Annotated in this window: 23 protein-coding genes; 11 read left to right on the top strand and 12 right to left on the bottom strand. The window is 72.5% G+C overall.

Annotated features, from left to right (window positions below; translation table 11 throughout):
* Nucleotides 1-39: 39 nt before the first annotated feature.
* Nucleotides 40-594, top strand: a complete 555-nt coding sequence (locus NNW99_RS29270) for a methylated-DNA--[protein]-cysteine S-methyltransferase (RefSeq protein WP_215122163.1) — start codon at nt 40-42, stop codon at nt 592-594.
* A gap of 60 nt (nt 595-654) precedes the next feature.
* Here the strand turns inward: NNW99_RS29270 and NNW99_RS29265 are convergent, their stop codons facing one another.
* Nucleotides 655-1,083: a VOC family protein gene (locus NNW99_RS29265; protein ID WP_215122162.1), complete on the bottom strand. Its 429-nt coding sequence runs from the start codon at nt 1,081-1,083 to the stop codon at nt 655-657.
* A 97-nt stretch (nt 1,084-1,180) separates the two neighbouring features.
* Here NNW99_RS29265 and NNW99_RS29260 point away from each other — a divergent pair, with 97 nt between their 5' ends.
* Nucleotides 1,181-2,089, top strand: a complete 909-nt coding sequence (locus NNW99_RS29260) for a pseudouridine-5'-phosphate glycosidase (RefSeq protein ID WP_215122161.1) — start codon at nt 1,181-1,183, stop codon at nt 2,087-2,089.
* Nucleotides 2,086-3,039, top strand: a complete 954-nt coding sequence (locus tag NNW99_RS29255) for a carbohydrate kinase family protein (RefSeq protein WP_215122160.1) — start codon at nt 2,086-2,088, stop codon at nt 3,037-3,039. Before NNW99_RS29260 ends, NNW99_RS29255 begins: the two co-directional genes overlap by 4 nt.
* A 77-nt stretch (nt 3,040-3,116) precedes the next feature.
* On the opposite strand, the gene NNW99_RS29250 is transcribed toward NNW99_RS29255, so the two are convergent.
* The gene (locus NNW99_RS29250; protein ID WP_215122159.1) at nt 3,117-3,911 is read right to left on the bottom strand and encodes a methyltransferase domain-containing protein; all 795 of its coding nucleotides are present in this window, start codon (nt 3,909-3,911) and stop codon (nt 3,117-3,119) included.
* 242 nt (nt 3,912-4,153) lie between these two features.
* Between NNW99_RS29250 and NNW99_RS29245 the strand changes: the two genes are divergently transcribed.
* On the top strand, nt 4,154-5,281 hold the full coding sequence (locus tag NNW99_RS29245) for a magnesium and cobalt transport protein CorA (protein WP_215122158.1): 1,128 nt from the start codon (nt 4,154-4,156) through the stop codon (nt 5,279-5,281).
* A gap of 21 nt (nt 5,282-5,302) precedes the next feature.
* Here NNW99_RS29245 and NNW99_RS29240 read toward each other — a convergent pair whose 3' ends face one another.
* Nucleotides 5,303-5,728 (bottom strand): CBS domain-containing protein, encoded by a 426-nt coding sequence (locus NNW99_RS29240; RefSeq protein ID WP_215122157.1) that lies wholly within the window; start codon nt 5,726-5,728, stop codon nt 5,303-5,305.
* Between the two features lie 149 nt (nt 5,729-5,877).
* Complete coding sequence (locus NNW99_RS29235; protein ID WP_215122156.1) at nt 5,878-6,510, bottom strand: uridine kinase; 633 nt, start codon at nt 6,508-6,510, stop codon at nt 5,878-5,880.
* A 156-nt stretch (nt 6,511-6,666) separates the two neighbouring features.
* Here NNW99_RS29235 and NNW99_RS29230 point away from each other — a divergent pair, with 156 nt between their 5' ends.
* The 3 genes from NNW99_RS29230 (at nt 6,667) to NNW99_RS29220 (ending at nt 9,702) form a co-directional block, all read left to right on the top strand.
* A complete protein-coding gene (locus NNW99_RS29230; protein ID WP_215122155.1) occupies nt 6,667-7,365 on the top strand; it encodes a DUF2293 domain-containing protein in 699 nt (232 codons plus the stop codon).
* Nucleotides 7,366-7,612: 247 nt separating this feature from the next.
* Entirely contained in the window at nt 7,613-8,092 is a 480-nt protein-coding gene (locus NNW99_RS29225; RefSeq protein ID WP_215122154.1) for a DUF1772 domain-containing protein, read from the top strand.
* Between the two features lie 119 nt (nt 8,093-8,211).
* Nucleotides 8,212-9,702 (top strand): glutamate synthase subunit beta, encoded by a 1,491-nt coding sequence (locus NNW99_RS29220; RefSeq protein WP_215122153.1) that lies wholly within the window; start codon nt 8,212-8,214, stop codon nt 9,700-9,702.
* 23 nt (nt 9,703-9,725) lie between these two features.
* Here the strand turns inward: NNW99_RS29220 and NNW99_RS29215 are convergent, their stop codons facing one another.
* Nucleotides 9,726-10,232, bottom strand: a complete 507-nt coding sequence (locus tag NNW99_RS29215) for a carboxymuconolactone decarboxylase family protein (RefSeq protein WP_215122152.1) — start codon at nt 10,230-10,232, stop codon at nt 9,726-9,728.
* A gap of 47 nt (nt 10,233-10,279) precedes the next feature.
* On the opposite strand from NNW99_RS29215, the gene NNW99_RS29210 reads away from it, so the two are divergent.
* A complete protein-coding gene (locus NNW99_RS29210; protein WP_215122151.1) occupies nt 10,280-11,692 on the top strand; it encodes a PLP-dependent aminotransferase family protein in 1,413 nt (470 codons plus the stop codon).
* A 24-nt stretch (nt 11,693-11,716) separates the two neighbouring features.
* Here the strand turns inward: NNW99_RS29210 and NNW99_RS29205 are convergent, their stop codons facing one another.
* The 3 genes from NNW99_RS29205 to NNW99_RS29195 form a co-directional block, all read right to left on the bottom strand.
* Nucleotides 11,717-12,529: an SAM-dependent methyltransferase gene (locus tag NNW99_RS29205; RefSeq protein WP_215122150.1), complete on the bottom strand. Its 813-nt coding sequence runs from the start codon at nt 12,527-12,529 to the stop codon at nt 11,717-11,719.
* 99 nt (nt 12,530-12,628) lie between these two features.
* A complete protein-coding gene (locus NNW99_RS29200; RefSeq protein ID WP_184596785.1) occupies nt 12,629-12,883 on the bottom strand; it encodes a DUF397 domain-containing protein in 255 nt (84 codons plus the stop codon).
* Complete coding sequence (locus tag NNW99_RS29195) at nt 12,884-13,744, bottom strand: helix-turn-helix transcriptional regulator (protein WP_215122149.1); 861 nt, start codon at nt 13,742-13,744, stop codon at nt 12,884-12,886. It abuts the gene before it with no gap.
* A 245-nt stretch (nt 13,745-13,989) separates the two neighbouring features.
* Here NNW99_RS29195 and NNW99_RS29190 point away from each other — a divergent pair, with 245 nt between their 5' ends.
* The 3 genes from NNW99_RS29190 to NNW99_RS29180 all read left to right on the top strand — a co-directional run bounded on the left by NNW99_RS29190 (nt 13,990) and on the right by NNW99_RS29180 (nt 17,648).
* Nucleotides 13,990-14,664 carry an ATP-binding protein gene (locus NNW99_RS29190; RefSeq protein WP_370869167.1) on the top strand — a complete coding sequence of 225 codons (675 nt, stop codon included), beginning with the start codon at nt 13,990-13,992 and terminating at the stop codon, nt 14,662-14,664.
* Complete coding sequence (locus tag NNW99_RS29185) at nt 14,661-15,095, top strand: hypothetical protein (RefSeq protein ID WP_215122147.1); 435 nt, start codon at nt 14,661-14,663, stop codon at nt 15,093-15,095. The genes NNW99_RS29190 and NNW99_RS29185 overlap by 4 nt, the downstream gene beginning before the upstream one ends.
* 525 nt (nt 15,096-15,620) lie before the next feature.
* Nucleotides 15,621-17,648, top strand: coding sequence for an ABC transporter ATP-binding protein (locus NNW99_RS29180; protein WP_215122146.1), 2,028 nt, complete (start codon nt 15,621-15,623; stop codon nt 17,646-17,648).
* Between the two features lie 24 nt (nt 17,649-17,672).
* Here the strand turns inward: NNW99_RS29180 and NNW99_RS29175 are convergent, their stop codons facing one another.
* The 4 genes from NNW99_RS29175 to NNW99_RS29160 form a co-directional block, all read right to left on the bottom strand.
* Entirely contained in the window at nt 17,673-17,855 is a 183-nt protein-coding gene (locus NNW99_RS29175; protein ID WP_189728827.1) for a hypothetical protein, read from the bottom strand.
* 158 nt (nt 17,856-18,013) lie between these two features.
* On the bottom strand, nt 18,014-18,703 hold the full coding sequence (locus NNW99_RS29170) for a DUF899 domain-containing protein (protein ID WP_215122145.1): 690 nt from the start codon (nt 18,701-18,703) through the stop codon (nt 18,014-18,016).
* 100 nt (nt 18,704-18,803) lie between these two features.
* A complete protein-coding gene (locus NNW99_RS29165) occupies nt 18,804-20,168 on the bottom strand; it encodes an amidohydrolase (protein WP_215122144.1) in 1,365 nt (454 codons plus the stop codon).
* A 22-nt stretch (nt 20,169-20,190) separates the two neighbouring features.
* A complete protein-coding gene (locus NNW99_RS29160) occupies nt 20,191-22,089 on the bottom strand; it encodes an FUSC family protein (RefSeq protein WP_215122143.1) in 1,899 nt (632 codons plus the stop codon).
* Nucleotides 22,090-22,254 lie beyond the last annotated feature (165 nt).

The raw sequence follows: 22,254 nt of genomic DNA, 5'->3' as shown, positions 1-22,254 counted from the left end.
CCCGGGGGCGTTGTCAGTGGTGGGTCGTACGGTGGGCGCATGGACAGCCATGGGCAGGTCGAGCAGCGGGTCGTGTGGGGCGTCGTCGACAGCGACATCGGTCCGCTGCTGCTGGCCGCGACCCGCGAGGGCCTGGTCAGCGTCGTGTTCCATGCCACGGACGCGGTGCGGGACCGGGCTCTCGAGCGGCTGGCGTCGCGCCTCGGCACCGAGCCCGTCGAGGATCCGGGCTCCCCGCTGCTGGCCGAGGCGATACGCCAGATCGAGGCGTACCTCGCGGGTGGGCGACGCGACTTCGACCTGCCGCTGGACTGGTCGCTGATCTCCGGCTTCAACCGCGAGGTCCTGCGCGAACTGGCCTCGGGCGTGCCCTACGGCACGGTCGTGGGGTACGGCGATCTGGCCGGGCGGGTCGGGCAGCCCGGCGCCGCGCAGGCCGTCGGGATGGCCATGGGCGCCAACCCACTGCCGGTGGTGGTGCCCTGCCACCGGGTCGTCGAGAGCGGCGGCGGCATCGGCGGCTTCGGGGGCGGTCTGGAGACCAAGCGGAAGCTGCTCGCCCTGGAAGGGGTGCTGCCCGAGCCTCTCTTCTGAGGTCCCGCCGAGGTCCGTTCTGAGGTCCCGCCGAGGTCCGCTCTGAGGTCCCGCGCCTGGTCAGTCGTAGTGCCGCGCCTCGAAGACGTTCCCGTCCGGGTCCCGGAAGTAGAAGCTGCGGGTGGCCTTGCCCCGGGCACCGAAGGAGTCGTAGGAGAGGTCCGACATCGGTACGGAGCGTTCTTCGAGCCGGCTGAGAAGGGCGTCGAAGTCGCCCCGGGGCAGGGACAGGCAGACGTGGTTGACGGGGTGGCCGGCGCTGTCGGCGGCGCCGGGCAGCATCGTCATGCGTTCCGCGAAGGTCCGCGGCATGAGGTCGAGGATGGTCTCGTCGTTGACGCGCACGGAGGGGAACGGCACCTTGCCCGCGGCGAACTCGGTGAGCCTGAGCGTCTCCAGGCCGACGGCCTTCTCGTAGAAGTCGGCGGCGGCGACCGGGTCGCGCACCCAGAGGACGACGTGGTCGAGACGTGCTGTGTGGTCCGTCATGCACTCCAGGCTCGTGACCTCCGTGACAGCCCGCAAGGGTTTGGCCCGGCGCGCCGCCCGCCAGAGATGAGGGAGGACCGACTGACAGGAGGCAGGCGTGGTGCTGGTGATGTCGGAAGAGGTGCGGGCGGCGCTCGAGGCGCGGCAGCCCGTGGTGGCCCTGGAGTCCACGATCATCGCCCACGGGCTGCCCCGGCCGCGCAACCTCCAGGTGGCCCTGGAACTGGAGACGGCCGTGCGGCAGGAGGGGGCGGTGCCCGCGACGATCGCCGTGCTGGACGGGCGGCCCCATGTCGGACTGGACAAGGAGCAGCTGGAGCGGGTCGCGAACGAGGACGGGATCCGCAAGCTGGGCCACCGTGATCTGCCGCTCGCGCTGTCCTCCGGGGCCAGCGGAGCGACCACGGTGTCGGCGACCGCGCTGCTGGCGGCGCTGGCGGGGGTCCGGGTGTTCGCGACCGGCGGGCTCGGCGGGGTGCACCGGGAGTGGACGGTGACGCAGGACGAGTCGGCCGATCTGGGGCTGCTGGCACGAACGCGGATCACCGTGGTGTGTGCCGGGGTGAAGTCGATCTTGGACGTGCCGGCGACCCTGCAGCGGCTGGAGACGCTGGGGGTCGCGGTGGCCGGGTACGGCACCGACCGGTTCCCCGGCTTCTATCTGTCCGACTCGGGGCATCCGGTGGACTGGACGCTGCGGACGCCGGAGCAGGTGGCGGGCGTCATGCGGGCCCAGGACGCGCTCGGCGAGCCGGAGTCGGCGCTGATCGTCGCCAACCCCGTCCCCGAGGAGGAACAGCTCGAACCGGAGCTGCACGCGCGTGTGCTCGCGGACGCGCTGCACGCGTGCCAGGAGGAGGGGGTCACCGGCCAGGCGGTCACGCCGTTCCTGCTCGACCATCTGGTGCGGCACACCGACGGGGCCTCGCTGAGCGCCAACCTGGCGGCGGTCCGCGGCAATGTGCGCCTGGCGGCGCGGATCGCGGCGGCCTGGGCCCGGGGGTGACCGGGACCGGGGCCGGCCGCCCCGCGGGTCGTGGAGAGCCGTCCGTGCAGGGCGCGGCGCTGTTGGTCGTCGGGGATGTCATCACCGATGTCGTCGCGCGGCACCGGGGGCCGCTCGCGGCGGGCACGGACACGGTCGCCTCGATCCGGACGGTACCGGGCGGGGCGGGCGCCAATGTGGCGTGCTGGGCGGCGCACCGGGGTGAGTCGGAGGTGCGGCTGTTCGGGCGCGTGGGCGCGGACGCGGCTGCCTGGCACGAGCGTGAACTCGCGGCCCACGGCGTGCGCCCGCTGCTCGTCGTCGACCAGCGGGCGCCGACCGGCATGGTGATCTGCCTGGTGGACCGGGACGCTTCGGCGGAGCGGACGTTCCTCACCGACAGCGGGGCGTCGTCACGGCTCGAACCCGCCGACTGGTCGGACGCGCTGCTCGACGGGGTGGCCCGGTTGCATCTGTCGGGCTATCTGCTGTTCTCCGAGGCGGGTCGCGCCCTGGTGACGGTGGCGCTGAAGGCCGCACGCGCGCGTGGCGTGCCGGTGAGTCTGGACCCGGCGTCGGCCGGTTTCCTCACAGGGCTGGGCGTCGAGCGCTTCCTGGCGCTCGTCGAGGACGTGGACGTACTGCTGCCCAGCCGGGACGAGGCGTGCCTGCTGACGGGGTTGGCGGACCCTGCCGACGCGGCGGCCGAGCTGAGCCTGCGCATCCCGCTGGTCGTGGCCAAGCAGGGGCGCGAGGGAGCACTCGTGGCCCGTTCGGGGAAGGTGTGCGCCCGCGTTCCCGCCGTGCGAGCGACGCCGCGGGACACCACCGGCGCCGGTGATGCCTTCACCGGCACGTTCCTCGGCGCCCTGCTCGCGGGCGCCGGGCCGGAAGAGGCGGCGGTGGAGGGCTGCCGGGCGGGTGCGCGGGCGGTGGAGCGGGTGGGCGGGAGGCCGCCCCTGCCCGGCTGATACAGGGCGGGCCGGCCCTGTCCGGCTGCGGGCCGCCCCTGTCCGGCTGCTGGACCGGCTCCTACGCCGTCCCCTGGCTACCGCTTGCGTCCCCACGCCGAGATCATCGGTGGTGTCGTGAGGTCGAGGGCGCCGGACGTGACGTTCATGAGGTGGCGCTGGATGTCCTGGTCCGTGGCGAGGCCCGCGGTGACCAGCTGGTCGCGGATCTGGCGCATCGTGGCGGACTCCAGGGCCGCACAGGCCGGGGAGGCGATGGGGAAGTAGGCGTCGGCCTGGACGCGGGTCAGGCCGACCTCCCGGAGCAGGCGCGGGAGGGTGCGGCCCGAGGGGAGGTCGGTCCCGCGGTCGGCGAGCAGTTTGCGGAAACTGTGCCGCAGCCGGTTCGCGAGCTGCTGCTCGGGGCCGTACTCGTCGGGGCAGAGCAGGGGCTGCAGGGCGGGGTCGACGTCCTCGACGAGGAGGCGCCCGCCGGGGCGCAGGGAGTCGGCCATGGACCGCAACGCCCGTTTCCGGTCGGTGACGTGGACGAGGGCGAGGCGGGCGTGCACCAGGTCGAAGCCCTCCCCCGGCGGGTCCTGGGCGCCGAGTCGGTGGACCCGGACCTCTACGCGCGGCAGGGCGCTCCGGGCGAGCCGTGAGGTGTCGCTGTCGGTCGCGACGACACGTCCGGTCGGACCGACCTTCTTCGCCAGCCAGGACACCACGGACGGACCGCCGGCGCCGACCTCCCAGCACCGCCAGCCGGATCCCGCGCCGAGAGCTTCGAGATGCCGGAACGTCGTGGGGTCGAAGAGCGCGGCGAAGGCGCTGAAGTGCTCCGCCGCCTCGGTCTGCCGGTTGTCGAGGACATACCCATCGGTTCGCGTCATGCTGCGATCATCCCATTTGTCTTACTTGTTCTTGATTGTCGACGCTCCGGAAAGGAGAACCGCACCCGTACCGGCCCGCGTCGATGTCTAGGAGCGACGGCACCGGCGAGTCGTTCGTCCACAGCCGGGAACAAAGCGGAATGGGTCGTTTCCACAGGCTTACCCGCAGCTCACGTGGGCCTGGCAGACTGGCGCGCCAAGGCGCAGGAACGGCGCGAGGAGTTCCACGCAAGGAGAACCGGATGTCCATGGCAGGGAATCTGCGGAAGGTCACGAGCCTCGGCGGGGTCGGTGGCCTTCGCAAGGTGGCTCGGCTGGCCAGGCGGCGCCCGCGCGTCGACCTGAGTCACCCGGCCCGCTCCCCGCTGGGCTCCTCGGTGGTGAACTGCGTGACGTACCGGGACGGCGTCCGCACCCCCGTGCGCGGCGATCTGGTGGATGTCGTGGAGCGGGTGCGCAAGAGCCGGGAGGGCTTCGTCTGGCTCGGGTTGCACGAGCCGACCGACCAGGAGTTCGCGGGCATCGCCGAGCTCTTCGACCTGCACCCGCTGGCCGTCGAGGACGCCGTCGAGGCCCACCAGCGCCCCAAGCTGGAGCGGTACGGCGAGACACTCTTCGCGGTGTTCAAGACGGTCTGCTACGTCGAGCACGAGGAGCTGACGGCCACGAGCGAGGTGGTGAACACCGGCGAGATCATGGTGTTCGTCGGCGGGGACTTCGTGATCACGGTCCGGCACGGCCGGCACGGCTCGCTCGGTCCGCTGCGCGAGGAGCTGGAGTCCGATCCCGGCCAGCTGGCCAAGGGCCCCTCCGCGGTGCTGCACGCGATCGCGGACCACGTGGTGGACGACTACCTGACGGTCACGGACTCGGTGCAGGCCGACATCGACCAGGTCGAGACGGATGTCTTCGCGGAGACCGGCGCCCGAGCCGACCCGGGGCGCATCTACCAGCTCAAGCGTGAACTGCTCGAGCTGAAGCGGGCCGTGGTGCCGCTCAGCCGCCCGCTGGAGGATCTCGCCACCCGTCCGATCCGAGCGGTCGACCCGGAGATACAGGCGTACTTCCGCGACGTCTCGGACCATCTGCTGCGGGCGAAGGAGCAGATCGCCGCCTTCGACGAACTGCTCAACTCCATCCTGCAGGCGCACCTGGCGCAGGTCACGGTCGCGCAGAACGAGGACATGCGGAAGATCACGGCGTGGGCCGCGATCATCGCCGTGCCGACGATGGTCTGCGGCGTGTACGGCATGAACTTCGAGCACATGCCGGAGCTGCACTGGCGGTACGGCTACGGCATGGTCCTCGGCGTCATATCCGTCGCGTGCGTGACGCTGTACCGGGCGTTCCGGCGCAGCGGCTGGCTCTGACGCGGGGAGTCACCCGGCGGATCAGCGTGTGGTGGTGGAGTAGACGCTCTCGGCCCAGGAGGCGATCTGGTCGTCCGCCAGATGCCGGGCCAGGTCGGCTTCGCTGATCATGCCGACCAGGCGCTTGTCCTGGATCACGGGCAGCCTGCGGATCTGGTGCTCCCGCATCTCACGGAGCACTTCGCCGACATCGGCGTTCGCGTCGATCCAGCGCGGGGTGCCCTTGGCCATCTCACCCGCGGTGATCCTGGCGGGGTCGTGCCCCATAGCGACGCAGCCTACGACGATGTCGCGGTCGGTGAGGATGCCGCAGAGCCGCTCGTTCTCGTCGCTGATGGGCAGGGCGCCGACGTTCAGTTCGCGCATGAGCTGGGCGGCGCGGTCGAGGGTTTCGTGAGCGGGGATCCACTGGGCGCCGCGGTGCATGATGTCTCCGGCGGTGGTCATGGAGTACCTCCCGTTGCCGGACGGCCGGCGCGGCGCGGGACGCACCGCGAGTCCCGACGCCCTTCATTCTCGCCGCGCCACCGGATGCCCGCACACGGAACCCGTCTGACACGGAACGCACCCGTGACCGCCGCACGGGGAGCAGCCGCTCAACCGCTCCACGCCGGATGGCGCGGATCGTCGGCCCGTACCAGGACGTCCGCCGTGCCGGCCGGGTCCGTCTCGTGCTCGTAGCGCTCGAAGGCCGGGAGGGTCCAGTGCTCGTCCTCGGGCGTGCGGCGGCGCAGGGCGCCCGGGGAGAGCAGGACGTGAACACTCAGATCGAAGGGGAACCAGTGCCGAAGGAGGAAGGGTCCGTGCATCAACAGGGCGCCGCCGGGCGGGAGTTCGACGTAGGGACTGCGTGTGGCCCGGTCGGCGGCCGGGTCCCACAGGTCGGGCAGGACACGGCCGTCACCGCCGGTTTCGAGAGGGCCGAACACCTCACGCCAGAGGGCGCCGGTGTCGTACCAGCCGTTGTAATAGGCCTCCACGTCCCGGTGGCCGTACTCCAGCCGCACCGAGGCAGGGCGCAGAAATCCCTCCGTGCCCACGACGAGCGACGAGCGGCCGCGTATGCGCAGCGCCTCGGAGACCCGCCGGGCGAGATCCCCGGGGCGGGCGGCCGGGGCGCCGTCGAAGGCGACGCGCGGCCAGGGAGCGCCGTCGGCGGGCTTCAGGTCGAGGAGGCGCTCGGCGAGCAGGTCGCCGAGCCGGTCCCAGGTGATCGCTTCGAGTCGCACACGGCCCATGATGCGTCAGGCCGGGGCAGGAATTGTCACGCCCGCGGGCTCCTCGGACGCCGGGGAGGGACATTCCGCGGGGAGGCCGCGTCGAGAGGGCCGGGGTCGGTCGTGGCGGGCGTAGTGCGTCCCGTCGTCAGGGGGAATGAACCACGTATGGTCCCCCGCGCGATGCTTCCGCCCCTCACCGGGCTCCTCGTCTTCCAGCCTCTCAAGGGCCGGTACTGCGCCGAGTGCCGGCGTGGGCCGCTGCCGCTGCTCACCCTGGAGGACCGGGCCCCGCGCTGCCTCGACTGCGCCGACCTCGGGCATCTGGTGTTCCTGCCGAGCGGCGACACCGCGCTGACGCGCAGATCGCGGGAGGAGAGCACGCTGTCGGCGGTGGTCGTACGGTTCAACCGGCGCAAGAGCCGTTACGAACGGCAGGGCGTCCTGGTCGAGGAGGCGGCGCTGGCGCGGGCCGAGCGGCGGTGTCTCGCGGACGCCGAGGCACGGCGGCGGCGCCGGGTGCGGGACGCGGGGCGGCGGGCGGCTCAGGACGAGCTCTTCGCCCAGGCCTTCGCGGCGGAGATACGGCGTCTGTATCCCGGATGCCCCGCCGACCGGGCACACGCCATCGCGGCACACGCCTCGGAGCGGGGCAGCGGGCGGGTGGGCCGCAGTGCGGCAGGGCGGGCGCTGACCGAGGCGGCCGTGACCTCGGCGGTCGTGGCGTCCGTGCGGCATCTGGACACGCCGTACGACCGGCTGCTGATGAGCGGCGTGCCGAGACATGAGGCGCGGCGGCGGATCGCGGCGGCGGTGCAGACGGTGCTCGGGGGGTGGGCCGAGGCGGGGCTCGGTTCCGCCGGGTGATCCGGCCGGGCGTCGGCCGGCAGGCCGGGTGATCCGGCCCGGCTTCGGCCGACAGCCCCGTGTGGACTGGCCGGGCTTTGGCCGACAGCCCCGTGTGGACTGGCCGACACGGCCGTTCGAGGGATCGTGGACGTTCGCTTATGGCCCCGCGCCGTTCGGCCATGGTCACGGTGCTCGTACGGGAATTCACTTGTGGTGAGGAAGGGCGCCGGGCAGGATCCCGGCTCGACGGGCGGGAGAGGCTGACATGATCGACGGGCCGTACTTCGTGCTGACGGTGCTGGGTGTGCTCGGGACCGGCCTGGTGGCGGGGGTGTTCTGCGGCTTCTCGACCTTCGTCATGCGGGGCCTCGCCACGCTGCCGCCCGCGCAGGGAGTCGCCGCGATGAACGCGATCAACGTGGCCGCGGTGACGCCGCCCTTCATGGTCGTGTTCCTCGGGTCGGCGGTGCTGTGCGCGGTGATCGCCGTGGTGACGTTCGTGCTGTGGCCGGAGGAGGGGACGGTGGAGCTGCTGGTGGGCAGCGCGCTGTATCTGGTCGGCTCGTTCGGGCTCACCATGGTCGCGAACGTGCCGCGCAACGACGCGCTGGCCAAGCTGGAGCCGGGCACGTCGGAGGCGGCCGCGTACTGGCCGGCGTATGTGCGCGAGTGGACGATGTGGAACCACGTCCGCACGGTCGCCTCGGCCGGGGCGGCGCTCGCGTACGTGCTGGCGCTCACCTGACGGCGCCCACCCGACAACCGCGGCGACGGGCACCGGTCCGGAGGCGGACGTATCGTGGCCGGAGGAGTACCGCCCGACGACGCACGGCCTGTCGAGACGCGCACGCAAGGGAGACGGCCATGGCCGATCCCAAGGGTTTCATGACCACCCCCCGCCAGGACTGGCCGCGGCGGCCGGTCGAGGAACGGGTGCGGGACTGGGACGAGGTCTATGTGCCCGGGGCGCTGTTGCCGATCATCAGCAAGCAGGCCGACCGCTGCATGGACTGCGGCATCCCGTTCTGCCATGACGCCTGCCCGCTGGGCAATCTGATCCCCGAGTGGAACGACCTGGTGTCCAGGGAGGACTGGCGGGCGGCCGCCGACCGGCTGCACGCCACGAACAACTTCCCGGAGTTCACCGGGCGGCTGTGCCCGGCGCCGTGCGAGGCGGGGTGTGTGCTGGCGATCAACCAGCCGGCCGTCACCATCAAGAACGTCGAGTGCGCGATCGCCGACCGGGTGTGGGAGGAGGGCTTCGCTCCGCCGAGGCCGCCGGAGCGGCTGTCCGGCAAGACGGTCGCGGTGATCGGTTCGGGGCCCACCGGGCTGGCCGCGGCCCAGCAGCTGACCCGGGCCGGGCACACGGTCGCGGTGTACGAGCGGGACGACCGGCCCGGCGGGCTGATGCGGTACGGCATCCCCGAGTTCAAGATGGAGAAGCACCATCTGGAGCGTCGGCTGGAGCAGATGCGGGCCGAGGGGACCAAGTTCCGTACCTCGATGTCGGTCGGTCAGGACATCGGTGCCGATGAGCTGCGGACCCGCTACGACGCCGTGGTGCTCGCCATGGGCGCGACCGCGTGGCGCGAACTCACCGTGCCGGGGCGGGAGCTGACGGGGGTTCACCAGGCGATGGAGTATCTGCCGCTCTCCAACCGGGTCTGCGCGGGCGATCTGGAGACGTCACCCCTGTCCGCCGCCGGGAAGCACGTCGTCATCGTCGGCGGCGGCGACACCGGGGCGGACTGCCTGGGCACGGCCGTCCGGGAGGGTGCCGCATCGGTGACGCAACTGGACATCTACGCGCTGCCGGAGGCGCAGCGCGACGAGGACGCCGAGCCCTGGCCGACGTATCCGATACGGATCTACCGGCTGTCCGCCGCGCACGAGGAGGCCCGTGATCTGCGGACCGCTCCGGTCGCCGACGCGGACGCGCGGCTGTTCGCGGCGTCCACGCTGCGCTTCGACGGGGACGCCGCGGGGCATGTGCGGTCGCTGCACCTGGTCGAGGTGGACGCGCGGCGCCGCCCGGTGGACGGCACCGGGCGGACGCTCCCCGCCGACCTCGTGCTGCTCGCCCTCGGCTTCTCCGGGCCCGGCCGGCAGGACGGGCTCGTCGACCAGCTGGGGCTGGCGATGGAACCCCGGGGGACCGTCGCGCGGGACGCCGGTTTCGCCACGAACGTGCCCGGTGTGTTCGTCGCGGGCGACGCCGCCCGGGGGCAGTCGCTCATCGTCTGGGCGATCGCCGAGGGGCGGGCCGTGGCAGCCGCGGTGGACCGTCATCTGACGGGCAGTTCGCGGCTGCCGTCACCGATCGGGCCGTACGACCGGCCCATGGTGGTCTAGAGGGAAGCCCGCTCAAGAAGTGGTCACCGCTCGTCCGTGCCCGCCACCTTCGCCGTGGACAGCGCCACCCGGTTCCAGGTGTTGATCGTGCAGATCACGGCGAGGACCTGGGCCAGTTCCCGTTCCTCGAAGAGGGACGCGGCCCGCGCGTAGACGTCGTCCGGGACGCCGGCGTCGGCGACGAGGGTCATCGCCTCCGTGAGGGCGAGGGCCGCCTGCTCCCGCTCGGTGAAGAAGTGGCGGGCCTCGCGCCAGACGGCGACCATGTGCAGCCGGTCCTCGCTCTCGCCTGCCTTGCGGGCGTCGTTGGTGTGCATGTGGAGGCAGTACGCGCAGTGGTTGAGGTGGGAGGCGCGGATCTGGATCAGTTCGACAAGGGCCGGGTCGAGGCCCTCACGGGCGGCGGCGTCGAAGGCGATGAGGGCCCGGAAGGCCTTCGGGGCGGACTTGGCGAACTCCAGCCGGGCCGTTCCCGTCGAGTGCGCCCGCGTCGTGTTCGTGGTGGTGTCGGTGGTCGTGTTCGTCGTCATGTCCCTCAACCTATGAGCCGCAAAGACCCGCTGTAGGGTGCACTTCCATGGCGAATTCGTGGGTCAATTCCGCGGAACGGATCGGGTCCGACCTGCATCTGGAGCTGTCCGGGCCGGGCGGTCGGCGCACGGCGCTGACCCGGGCGCTGCGCGAGGCCGTACGCGACGGGCGGCTCGCTCCGGGCACGCGGCTGCCGCCGTACCGCTCGCTCGCGGCGGACCTCGGTGTCGCCCGCAACACGGTGGCCGACGCGTACGCGGAACTCGTCGCGGAGGGCTGGCTCACCGCCCGTCAGGGCTCGGGCACCCGGGTCGCCGAGCGCGCGGAGCCGCTGCGTCCCGCCGCTCGCGTGCCGAAGAAGGCACCTCCCCGCGCTCGTGGACCCCGGCACAACCTGCTGCAGGGCACGCCGGACATCTCGGCGTTCCCGCGCGCGGCCTGGCTGGCCTCCTACCGCAGGGCGCTCCAGCAGGCGCCCAACGAGGTGTTCGGCCCGGGCGACCCCGCCGGACGGACCGAACTGCGGGAGGCGCTCACCGAGTACCTGGCCCGTGCGCGGGGCGTGCGGACCGATCCGGGACGGATCGTGATCTGCTCCGGCTTCGCGCACGCGCTGCGCCTGCTGTTCGGAGGCGGCGTCCTGCGCGGGCCACTGGCGGTCGAGGCGTACGGGCTGGGATTCCACCGGGAGGTCCTCGCGGGCGCCGGGGTGCGTACCGTGCCGCTCCCGCTCGACGAACACGGCGCCCAGGTAGACCGGTTGGGGCGCGAGCGTGGTGCGCTGCTCACGCCGGCGCACCAGTTCCCGACCGGCGGGCCGCTGCACCCCGAGCGCCGGGCCGCCGTGATCGACTGGGCACGCGCGCGTGGCGGGCTGGTCCTGGAGGACGACTACGACGGCGAGTTCCGCTACGACCGCCGGCCGGTCGGCGCCGTCCAGGGGCTCGACCCCGAGCGCGTGATCCACATCGGCTCGGTCAGCAAGAGCCTGTCACCGGCGGTACGGCTGGGCTGGATGGTGCTTCCGGAGCGGTATGTCGGGGACGTACTCGCCGTGAAGGGCGAGCGCGAGGCGTGGGTGAGCGTCCTCGACCAGCTGAGCCTCGCCGACTTCATCGTCTCCGGGTCGTACGACCGTCATGTGCGGCGGATGCGGCAGCGGTACCGGAGCCGCCGGGACCGGCTCGTCGCGGCCCTGGCCGAGCACGCGCCGCAGGTCGAGGTCACGGGCGTCGCGGCCGGGCTGCACGCGGTGCTGCGGCTGCCGCCCGGCACCGAGGCATCCGCGGTCAAGGCCGCCGCCTGGCGGGGCGTCGCCCTCGACGGCCTCGGCGCGTTCCGGCACCCGGACACGGACATGGCGGTCAGCGACGGCCTCGTCGTGGGATACGCGACTCCCTCCGAGCATGCCTACGGGCCGGCCCTGGAGGCGCTGTGCGGTGCGCTGCCGCCGCCATGACCGGCCCGTCAGGGTCCTCGAGGGCTACGGCTTGCGCGCCACCGCCCCGTAGCCGGGAATCACCCCGTCGTCCTGCCCTGGGACGGGCTCGCCCAGCTCGGGGTGCCAGTGGTGGGGCACCTCGACGCCGGGGTCGACGAGGTCGAGGCCGTCGAAGAAGCGGGTGAACTCCTCGCGGGAGCGCAGGGCCAGGGTGACTCCGGCGGCGCGGAGCTTCTCGGTCGCCGCCCTGGACTCCTCCGGGGTGAAGTCGGCCGTGGCGTGGGTGATCACCAGGTAACTGCCGGAGGGCAGTTCGGCGAGCAGCCGGCGGACCAGCTCGTGCCCGCCGTCCTCGTCGGAGACGAAGTGCAGCAGCGCGATGAGCGACAGCGCGACGGGCCGGGAGAAGTCCAGGACCTTCCGCGCGCCCTCCAGGATGGCGTCCGGGTCGCGGACGTCGGCCTGGAGGTACTCGGTGGCGCCCTTGTCCGTGCCGCGCAGCAGGGCCGCCGCGTGGGCCAGGACGATGGGGTCGTTGTCGCAGTAGACGACCCGGGCGTCGGGGGCGATCTCCTGGGCGACCTGGTGGAGGTTGGGCTCGGTCGGTATGCCGGTGCCGATGTCCAGGAACTGCCGTACGCCGTTCTGAGCCAGCCAGCGCGTGGCCCGGTGCATGAAGGCGCGGTTGACGCGCGCCATCACCGGCACCCTCGGGTCGAGGGCCAGCATCTGACGGCCCATCTCCTCGTCGACCGGGTAGTTGTCCTTGCCGCCGAGATACCAGTCGTACATCCGCGCGGGGTGGGGTCTGGTCGTGTCGATCTGGACGGACGTCGTGGGGTCCTGCCCGGTCATGAGGCACTCCGTAAGGCGCGAAGGGTGGTCAATTCAACACCAGCGTCGATAAGTTCAGCATCAGCGTCAGGCAGTGGAGCGGCAGCAAGGGCAACGACGTCAGGACAGCAGGAAGTCCGCCTTCCCCGCCTTCGCGCCCTCGATGAAGGCCGTCATCTCGTCGGTGGTGTAGATCAGCGCCGGTCCGTCGGGGTCGGTGGACTGTCGGACGGCGATCCGGCCGTCGGCGAGCTTCATCGCCTCCAGGCAGTTCCCGCCGTTCCCGCCGCTCCACGGTTTGTGCCAGCCTTCGCTGCCCAAGTCACGCGCGGGCATGCCGTTGTAGACCTGTTTGCGCGGCTTGATGCGATCCATTCACAGCTCCTTGCGGAGGTCCCGGAGGATCTCCTTCGTGCGATGTGCCGTAGCGGCCTGCGCCGCCATGCGGTCCATGACCTCGAGGTGGGTCGCCACCTCGGCGCGCGCGTCGAGATAGACCGCGCCGGTCAGGTACTCGCTGTAGACCATGTCCGGCAGTTCGGGCATGGCGAATCGGAACAGCACGAACGGCCCGTACGTGCCCGGGTGCGGCCCGTTGGCGAACGGGGCGACCTGGAGTGTCACGTTGGGCAGCTTCGTGGCTTCGAGCAGTCTGTCGATCTGGGCGCGCATCACCTCCGGGCCGCCGACCGGGCGCCGCAGGGCGGTCTCGTCCATCACGACCCACAGCCGTGGCGCGTCCTCGCGGGTGAGCAGGTCCTGGCGCTGCATGCGCAGGGCGACATGGCGTTCGATATCGTCGGGCCGGGTCTGGCCGATGGCGCCGGAGCGGAGCACTCCGCGCGCGTAGTCCTCGGTCTGCAACAGGCCGGGGACGAAATGGGGTTCGTAACTGCGGATGACGCCGGCCGCGCCCTCCAGGCTCACGTACATCGAGAACCAGCCGGGCAGGATGTCGTGGAAACGCTGCCACCAGCCGGGCTTGTTCGCGTCCTCTGCCAGTTGGACGAAGGCGTCGGCCTCTTCCTCGGAGATCCCGTAGGCCTTCAGGAGCAGTTGCAGGTACGGGATCTTGAGCGCGACCTCGGCCATCTCCATACGACGGACCGTGGCGGGGGCGACGCGGAGGATGCGGGCGGCCTCCTCGCGCTTCATCCCGGCGCGTTCCCGCAGGTCCAACAGGCGTCGGCCGAGGACGACCTGGCCGACCGTCGGCGCGGACCGCGGTTCGCTCACGCTCCACCTCCACGAAGAGTCCTGAGAAGCCGGCCACGAAAAGAACGCTGACAGCCCTGCGGCGCCATGCGAAGACCCTTACGAAGAGCCGATCCGAACTGACGTTTCGAACGAACCTTCGACGATCTCAACTGGCGCCGCGCGGAGTGCTGTTGCGATGCAGTGTGCCACGGCCTTCCAGGCCGTCACAGCGCACTCTGCAATTTTCAGAGTGACACTTGCCAAGTGTTCACGCCGGGGCGATAGTGGCAAGCGTGATTCCGTCCGCGCCCTTAGGAACAGACGCCGCCGCAGGCCCACTCGGCCTCGGTACCGCCGGAGTCGGCCCCGCCGGGGTCGCTGCCGAGCGCCGGTTCCGTTTCGAGCTGGCCGCACATCCGGGTTCCCCCGCACAGGCCAGACGCCTGACGCGGGCCCGGCTGACCGGCTGGTCGGTGTGCGAGGACACGTGCGACAGCGCGGCCCTGGTGGTCTCCGAGCTGGTCACCAACGCCATCGTGCACACGGCGAGCACCCACATAGTGTGCGAGTTGCACGACGGCGACGACCTGGTGCGGATAGCGGTGCGTGACGAGGGCTGCGCCCCGGGCCAGCCCCACGCGGCCGGCCGGACGCGGCCCGAGGAGGAGCACGGGAGGGGACTGCTCCTCGTCGACGCCCTCTGCGAGGCCTGGGGTGCCCATGAGCACGACCTCGGGCTGCTGGTCTGGGCCGAGCTGCCGCGCACGGCCGACACCTCGGGCGACCCGTCCGAGCCCCGGAGTGACCTGGGCTGGGGCGCCCGCCCTAAGCCGGGTCCGTCCGACGACTCGGGCGACGGGGACGGAGACCACCGGACAGGTCACACCCGGACAGGTCACGCCAGAGGCGTGCCGGAGGTTCCAGCCCAGAGGCGACGCCCAGGGCAGGGAGCGGCATGACGTCCGCGCACGGTGGCCGCGTACTGAACCTGGACACCCTCGCCCGCCTCCGGCGCGGGCTGCGTACGCCGGGTCCTGCTCTGCGCCTGCCCGTGCCCGACGGCATGACCGCGCCGCTCGGCTGCGACGCGGTCGCGGTTCCCGTCCGTGTCGGCCGGCTGGTCATGCCCCGGCTGCCCCGCGCGGGCTGCGTCTACGCCGACGGGACGCACTGGTGGTGGCTGGTGCCCGCCGACTCCGACCACGCCCTGGAGTGGCCGGCCCCCGCGCGGTACGCCACCGGCGCGATCGTCCCCGACGCCCCCGAACTCCCCCGGCTGATCCACCGCCCGGACGGCAAGCTTCCGTACACCCCGCCGATACCGCTGTACCTGGCCCTGTGCCGGGTGACGGGGACAGCTCCGGCCTGGTCGCGGCCGGTCAGCGCGTAGGGCCTGTCGAGCAGGGCTCGGCCGAGCACCGCTCGTTCGGCACGCGGCACTCATCAAGCACCGCCGGGCCCGACGCGCGGCACTCGTCGAGCACGGCCCGGCCGACGCACGGTACCCATCAAGCACGGCCCTACCGACGCACGGTACCCATCAAGCACGGCCCTACCGACGCACAGGACCTCTCGCACACAGACCGGCTGGCACTCAGAGCCGGCCGAACCCGACCCGCCGCCACACGCCCCACCCGGCCTGGCTCCCCCGCGCGCAGACCCACCAAGCACGCCCCAGCCACCACGCACCCCCACCCCTGCCTCCCCCCCTCCGGCGCGTAAGACCCCCGAGCACGTCCAGGCCAAGGCATCCGCACCACCCCCACGACCCCGCGCCGCCCCACAACTCCCCGGGTCCGGTCGTGCGCCCGCGCGCATCCGGCGCCCCGGGCTGCGCCCTGCCCGGGCGGGCTCCGCCCCCGCGATAGTGGCCGTTGGTTCACGAGCGGGACCTGAGCGGGGAGGTCGGTCGACGGTGGGGAAGAAGCGGACCGCGCCGGAGGTGTCCGAGTCGGAGCGGCTGCTCTTCGGCGGGCCGCTGCGCTACGACATGGGCTGGAGCCAGCACGCCGACGCGTTCCTGGAACTGAACTTCCGCGCGATGATCACCCGGTTGCCGTCCCTGCTGGCGTCCAGCCTCCGGCTCGCCCGGCAGGCCGACCGGAGCGCCACGCGGATCGTGCTGGCCTGCGAGGCGGGCCGGGGCGTCGCACAGGCGGTGAGCCTGCTCGCGGTCAACAGCGTCCTGGCCCGGCTGATGGGCGGCGGGCCGCTCGACGACCGGCTGCGCGGTGCCGTCCCCGCGCTGGTCACGGTGGCCCTCGTGATGCTGCTCGCGGCACTGCTGCGGGCCGCGAGCACCTACGCCACCGGCCGTCTGGAGCCCAAGGTGGAGCGGGTGGCGACCGAGCGGTACCTGGAGCGGGCCGCGACCGTGGAACTGGCCGCGATCGAGGACCACGCCTTCCACAAGCTGCTGGACACCGCGCAGTACGGCGCCGCCTCCGCCCGTCGGATGATCATGTACGGGACGCGTGTGATCAACGCGATGATCTCCCTGGTCGCGGCGGCCGGCGTACTGACCGTGCTGCATCCGGCGCTGCTGCCGCTGCTGGTGACGATGACGCTGCCGAGTGCCTGGAGCGCGCTGACCGTGGCCCGGCGGCGTTATGAGTCCTTCAATGCCTGGGTGCAGCATGCCCGCGCGGGCCGACTGCTGGGCAATCTGCTGATCGAGCCCGAGGCGGCCCCGGAGATCCGGGTGCACGGCGTGGGCGCCTTCCTGCTGCGGCACTTCCGCGCGATGTCGGAGACGGCCGAGGCCGAGCAGGCCCGTCTGGCCGGGCTCGCCGCCCGTACCGGCCTGATCGCGGCGGCGTGGACGGGCCTGGCGACGGTGGCGACGTACGCGACGCTCGGCGGACTGCTGCTGGCGGGTTCGATGGCGCTGTCGGTGGCGGGTACGGCCGTGATCGCGATCCGGACCGGCTCGCAGAGCCTCGACACACTCGTGGTGGAGGTCAACGCGCTGCACGAGGAGGCGCTCTTCGTCGGCGACCTGCACCGGCTGTACACGGAGGCGGCGCAGCGCGCGATCCCGTCGGGCGGAAGGGAACTGCCGGAGGACCCGCGCGAGATCCGCTTCGAGAACGTCACGTTCCGCTACCCCGGCGAGTCGGCCCGCCCCGCTCTCGACAATGTGACGCTCGCCCTCCCCCTGGGCCGGATCGTGGCGCTGGTCGGCGAGAACGGCTCCGGCAAGACGACCCTGGTCAAGCTGCTCGCCGGGCTGTACACCCCGGAGCGGGGGCGGATCCTGTGGGACGGTGTGGACGCGGCGACCGCCGACCGGCATCTGCTGGCCGAGCGGATCGCGATGGTGGCGCAGGACTTCAAGCGGTGGCCGTTCACGGCCCGGGTGAACGTCGCCCTGGGGCGTACGTCGGCGCCCGTGTGCGAGGAGCGGCTGGCCGCGTCGATCGCGGAGGCCGGGGCGGAGGCGGTGGTCGCGGATCTGCCACGCGGCCTCGACACCCTGCTCGCCCGCAATTTCAGCGGCGGGCACGAACTGTCGGGCGGCCAGTGGCAGCGGCTGGGCATCGCCCGGGCGGCCTATCGCAAGGGCCGCATCCTGATCGTGGACGAGCCGACGGCGGCCCTGGACGCTCGCGCCGAGCTGGAGGTCTTCGAGCGGATCCGCGCCCTGGCCGACAGCGGCCAGACGGTCGTACTGATCACGCACCGGCTGGCGTCCGTACGCCATGCCGATCTGGTGCATGTCCTGGACCAGGGCCGGCTCGTGGAGTCCGGGACGCCGGACGAGCTGCTGGCCACCGGCGGGCTCTACGCCGAGCTGTACGCGCTCCAGGCGGAGCAGTTCACCAAGCCGCCCACGGCGGCCACCCCGCACACAACGACCACGCCGCCCACGACGGCCACCCCGCCCGCGACGGCCCCGCCGATCGCTTCGGCCGCGAAGGTGCCGGCCCCGAAGGCGGGCTGAGCCACGCCTTGCCCGGGCCGTCCGTCAGGCCGTGGCGTCGGCGCTGTCGCCGCTGCGCACGATCACCAGGAACATGTCCGTCGCGAGGTCCATGACAACCTCGGCGGGCAGGCCCTCCAGACGCCGTGCCTGCGCGAACTCCTCCGCAGGCCAGGAGCCACGCGGCCCACCGGCGGGAAAGCGCTCGAGCACCGTTCGCCCGTTCACCACCCTGCACCTCCATGTAGCGCTGTACTCGTAGAGTTAAACGCCAACCATGGGGTGAACGGCTCGCGAAGTGACGGTTCTGAGACGTAGTTGACACTCGTTCACCGCCAAGTGTGACCAACCTCTCAGCCTCTTGGCGGATGTGTTCACTTTGCGTGTCAATCGTCGTACTCGTCGTGATAGCGGACGCGCTCGCTTCCCGCAGGCGCCCCAAGAGCCGACGCCCGCCCCTTGGGCTCCTCCCACGCCTCCTGCCTGCCCAGCGCGGTGAGGTCGAGCAGACTGGTGGTCGAGCCGAGGCCGTCGAGGCCGCGCTCGTACGTCGAGTAGGTGTGGAAGATCCGGTCGCGGTCCCGCAGGAAGCAGCTCAGGCCGGGGCGCTCGGAGAACTCTCCCTCATGGTCGAGCGTCACCTCGAAGTCGCGGTTGAAGTCGCTGCCGTGCGAGGAGTACCAGGGCACCGTCCAGCCCATTCGGGCCTTGAAGGGCAGGATCTTCGGGAAGGGCGCCCGGGAGACGGCCGCGAACGACGTGCCACGGGCCTTGAGATGGGCGAGATGCCCTATTTGATCCAGGAATCCCGAGCAACTGCGGCAGCCGGCGTCCCACTCGGGCGCGAACATGAAGTGGTAGACGACGAGCTGGTGCCGCCCCTCGAACAGGTCGAGCAGGGTGGCCTTGCCGTCCCCGCCCTCGAAGACGTACTCCTCGTCGACCTCCACCATGGGCAGTCCGCGCCGCTCGGCGCTCAGCGCGTCCCGCGCGCGGGTGGCGGCCTTCTCCTTGAGCAGCAGTTCCGCACGCGCCGCGCGCCACCGGTCGCGCGAGACGATCTCCGGAAACGACATGAACCCCTCCTGTACCCCTCCTGTGGCAACGGTCCGTCCGGGGTGGTGACCGGTGGGAGGGGCGGAACTCATCGCCGGCTCGCGAAGTTTTTCCTGGGACTCAGGTGTCGTACTCCTGGATGCGCCGGCCGTGGCCGCGGTCCACGAGCGCGGGCAGGCGCTCCTCCAATTCCCCCGCCACCGCAGGCACATCGATGGTCAGCAGCTCCCGGTCGCGCATCAGGATCCGTCCGTCGACGATCGTGGTGCGGACGTCGGCCGAGCGGGCGCTGTGCACGAGCGTGGCCGCGAGGTCGTGGACGGGCCGGGTGTGCGGGCCGGTGAGATCGACCAGGACGATGTCCGCCCTGCGGCCCGGCGCGATGCTGCCGACGCTGTCCCCCAGCCCCACGGCACGGGCGCTCTGCAGGGTGGCGTGGTGCAGGGCCTGGCGGGAGGTGAGCCAGCGGGGGTCGCCCTCGGTCTGCTTCTGGACGAGTGAGGTGAGGGCCATGGACTCCCACACGTCGAGGGAGTTGTTGGAGGCGGCGCCGTCGGTGGCAAGTCCGACGTCGACGCCGATGTCGCGCAGGGCGCGGACCGGTGTGGTGTCGGGCCAGGCGAACTTGAGATAGCCGCGGGGCGCGGTGGCGACGGCCGTACGACCGCCCGCCCGCTCCAGGACGGGCAGGTCGCGGTCGGTGATGCCGGTGCCGTGGGCGAGGAGCACGTCCGTGTCGAGGATGCCGGTGCGGGCCAGGACCTCGATGGGGGTGACGCCGTGGCGGGCGAGGCTGGTGTCCGTCTGGCCCCGGTTCTCCGCGGCGTGGAGATGCACGGGCAGGCCGTGCGCGCGGGCGAGATCGGCGGTGGCGGCGAGGTCGGTGTCGTCGACGGTGTAGGGGGCGTGGGGCGCGAGCGCGGTGGTGATACGGCCGTCCGCCGAGCCGCGGTGCCGCAGCGCGAAGTCCAGTGACCGCTCCCCGCCCTCGGGGCCCTGGGAGGAGAAATAGGCCTCGCCGAGCAGTGCCCGCATGCCGCACTCGGCGACCACGGCGGCGACCTCGTCCATGGCGAAGTAGTGGTCGGCGAAGCAGGTGACGCCGGCGCGGATCATCTCGGCGCAGGCGAGGCGCGCACCCAGCTCGATGTCCTTCGCCGTCAGGTTGGACTCGACGGGCCAAATGACGTCGTTGAACCACTCCTCGGTGGGCAGGTCCTCGGCGAGTCCGCGCAGGGCGACCATCGGCGCGTGCGTGTGACAGTTGATCAGGCCGGGCAGGGCGACCTGGCCACGGGCGTCGAGGCGCTCGGCGGCGGCCAGGTCCCGGGCCTGGGCGGTGCTCGTGACGGCCTCGACGATCCCGTTCCGTACGACGATCGCGGCGTCCTCCTCGAAGCCGATCCGCTCCTGGTCGTCGTGGACGAGGACGGCACAGGCGCTGATGATCAGATCGGCGGGGCTGTCCGTGGCAGCAGGCGTCATCACGCCAAGGTACGACGGGGCGCTATCCGGCGAGGGGTGTCCGGGGCAGTCGCAGCCCCACCCGTTCCCCGGGTCCGGTGAGTTCGTCGAGGACCTCCGTGAGGCGTTCGGTGTGGCGGGGGCCGATCCGGCCCGTGTCGTCGAGGTGCACGGCGCAGGCGGTGGTGGTGTCGACGAGGCGTTCGAGGAGGTCGGCCACCTCGTCCGCGCCCTCGGTGTGCCGGGCGAGGGCGGGCAGTTCGTGCGCGGACAGGGAGATGGCCGTGCGGGCCTCGGCGAGGGTGCGGTAGGCCTCGCGGCGCAGGGTCCAGCGGGTGGCGCGGTGGTCGGAGGGGGTGCCGGAGCCGCCGATGCGTGGGGCGTCGGCCTCGTCGAGGACATGGGTGAGGTAGGCGAACGCGGCCCGGATCGCCGCCGCCAGCCGGGCGCGTACTCCCCCGCCGCGCTGGCCGGGCATCGGCAGATGCCCGACGATCAGCACGATCGCGCAGGCCAGCAGTGTTTCGCCGATCCGGCCCGCGGAGGCCTGCGCCTCGCCGCCGACCATGACCAGGGCGAGGACGAGGACGGTGACGACGGCGGTCTGGGCGGCGAAGTGCCGGGTGGCGACGGGTATCAGCGCCCCGCTGAGGGCGACGAGCGCGATCAGCCCGTCCGGGCGGGGCAGGACGGCGGCGAACCCGGCGAAGAGGAGAGCGCCGAGGACGGTCCCGGCGGCCCGGTTCAGCACCCGTGAGGCCAGGGGCCCGAGGTCGGGCTTGACGAGGAAGACGGCGGTGGCGGGCAGCCAGTACCAGTGCTCGTGCTCGCCGTACCACTGGGTCTGGTGCAGGGCCTGGGCGACCGCGGAACTGGCCCCGAAGCAGAGGGCGACGCGCAGTCCGTACTCGCGTCCGGCGGTGCCGAAGGCGGCGCGCAACCGGTCCCTGGCGGTACGGGGCCGGGTGTGCAGATCGCCGCCCCCGCCCTGGTCGAACACCTCGGCGGCCTGGAGCAGGGCGTCGTCGAGGGCGCGCAGGGCGGGCACCGAGCGGGAGGGAGCGGGCAGCGGCCCGGTGTGGGCGTTGTCGCGTACGGCGGCGGCGAGCCGCCGGGGGCCTTCGGAAGCCCGTTCGGATACGGCCTCTTCGGCCCAGGCCAGCGCGGTGGCGGCCTCGGCGAGGGGCAGCGCGGCGGCGTACTGCGCGTGCAGCCGCCGCTCGGTGGAGGAGGAGGCGTAGCGCCGCAGCCGGGGCCCGGCGAGGGCGTCCTGGGCGTGATCGAGGGCGGCGGTGAGCGCGGCACGGCGGCGGATGGCGTCCGGCCCGCCGACGGCGTCGAGCAGCTCGGCGACGGCGTCGTAGACACCGGCGACGGCCGCCCGCTCCCCGTCGAAGCGGAAGTCCCCGGCGAGGGAGCCGGGCGTGGGCAGCACGAGCCGGAGCACGAGCAGCCAGCCGGCCCCGGCGAGGAAGGCGAGCGCGCGCTGCCACCCCGACTCGGGCAGGGGCATCCCCGCGCCGATCGCCGCGCCGACGAGCAACTGTGTCCCGGAGGCGGAGGCGACGGGCCCCACGGCGCTCATCCCCCCGGCGATGAGCCCGACGGCCGTGAGGACCAGGGTCAGCACGACCGCGCCGGTCCCCTGCCCGGCATAGGTACCGATCACCAGGCCCAGGGCGCCGCCCAGCGCGGGCACCCCGAGCCGCTTGACCGAGACCCGCCGGCTCCCGGGCCGGTCGTTGATCCCGGCGAGCATGGCAGCGATGGCGGCGACGACACCGAGCGAGGTACGTCCCGTCGCCACTGCCACCAGCAGCAACGGCCCGGCGGACAGGGCCCCCCGCGTCACCGCGCTCCAGGGCACCGGCCCCCGCTGGGCGCGCAGGGCGTGCGCGAGCCAGGGCGGCAGCACGAGGGAAAAGCGGCGGGATCGGGACACTGGGCTCCTGTCGTCTCGTCGAGGGCAGGGGTGGGCCTTCGGGCGACGGTGGCCGGGCGGGGTGTGGCTGTCCACGGTAGGCGGGGTTCCTGGAAGAAAGGTTTCCGGAACGTGACGGAGTGCGGGAGAGCCGGGTTCATTATGAACGCAATCGCCAGGAGCGGG

Source organism: Streptomyces sp. CRCS-T-1 (assembly GCF_024442335.1).
GTDB lineage: Bacteria > Actinomycetota > Actinomycetes > Streptomycetales > Streptomycetaceae > Streptomyces > Streptomyces koelreuteriae.
Note: the sequence above shows the minus strand (reverse complement) of the source record. Positions and strands in the feature narration are given on the sequence as shown.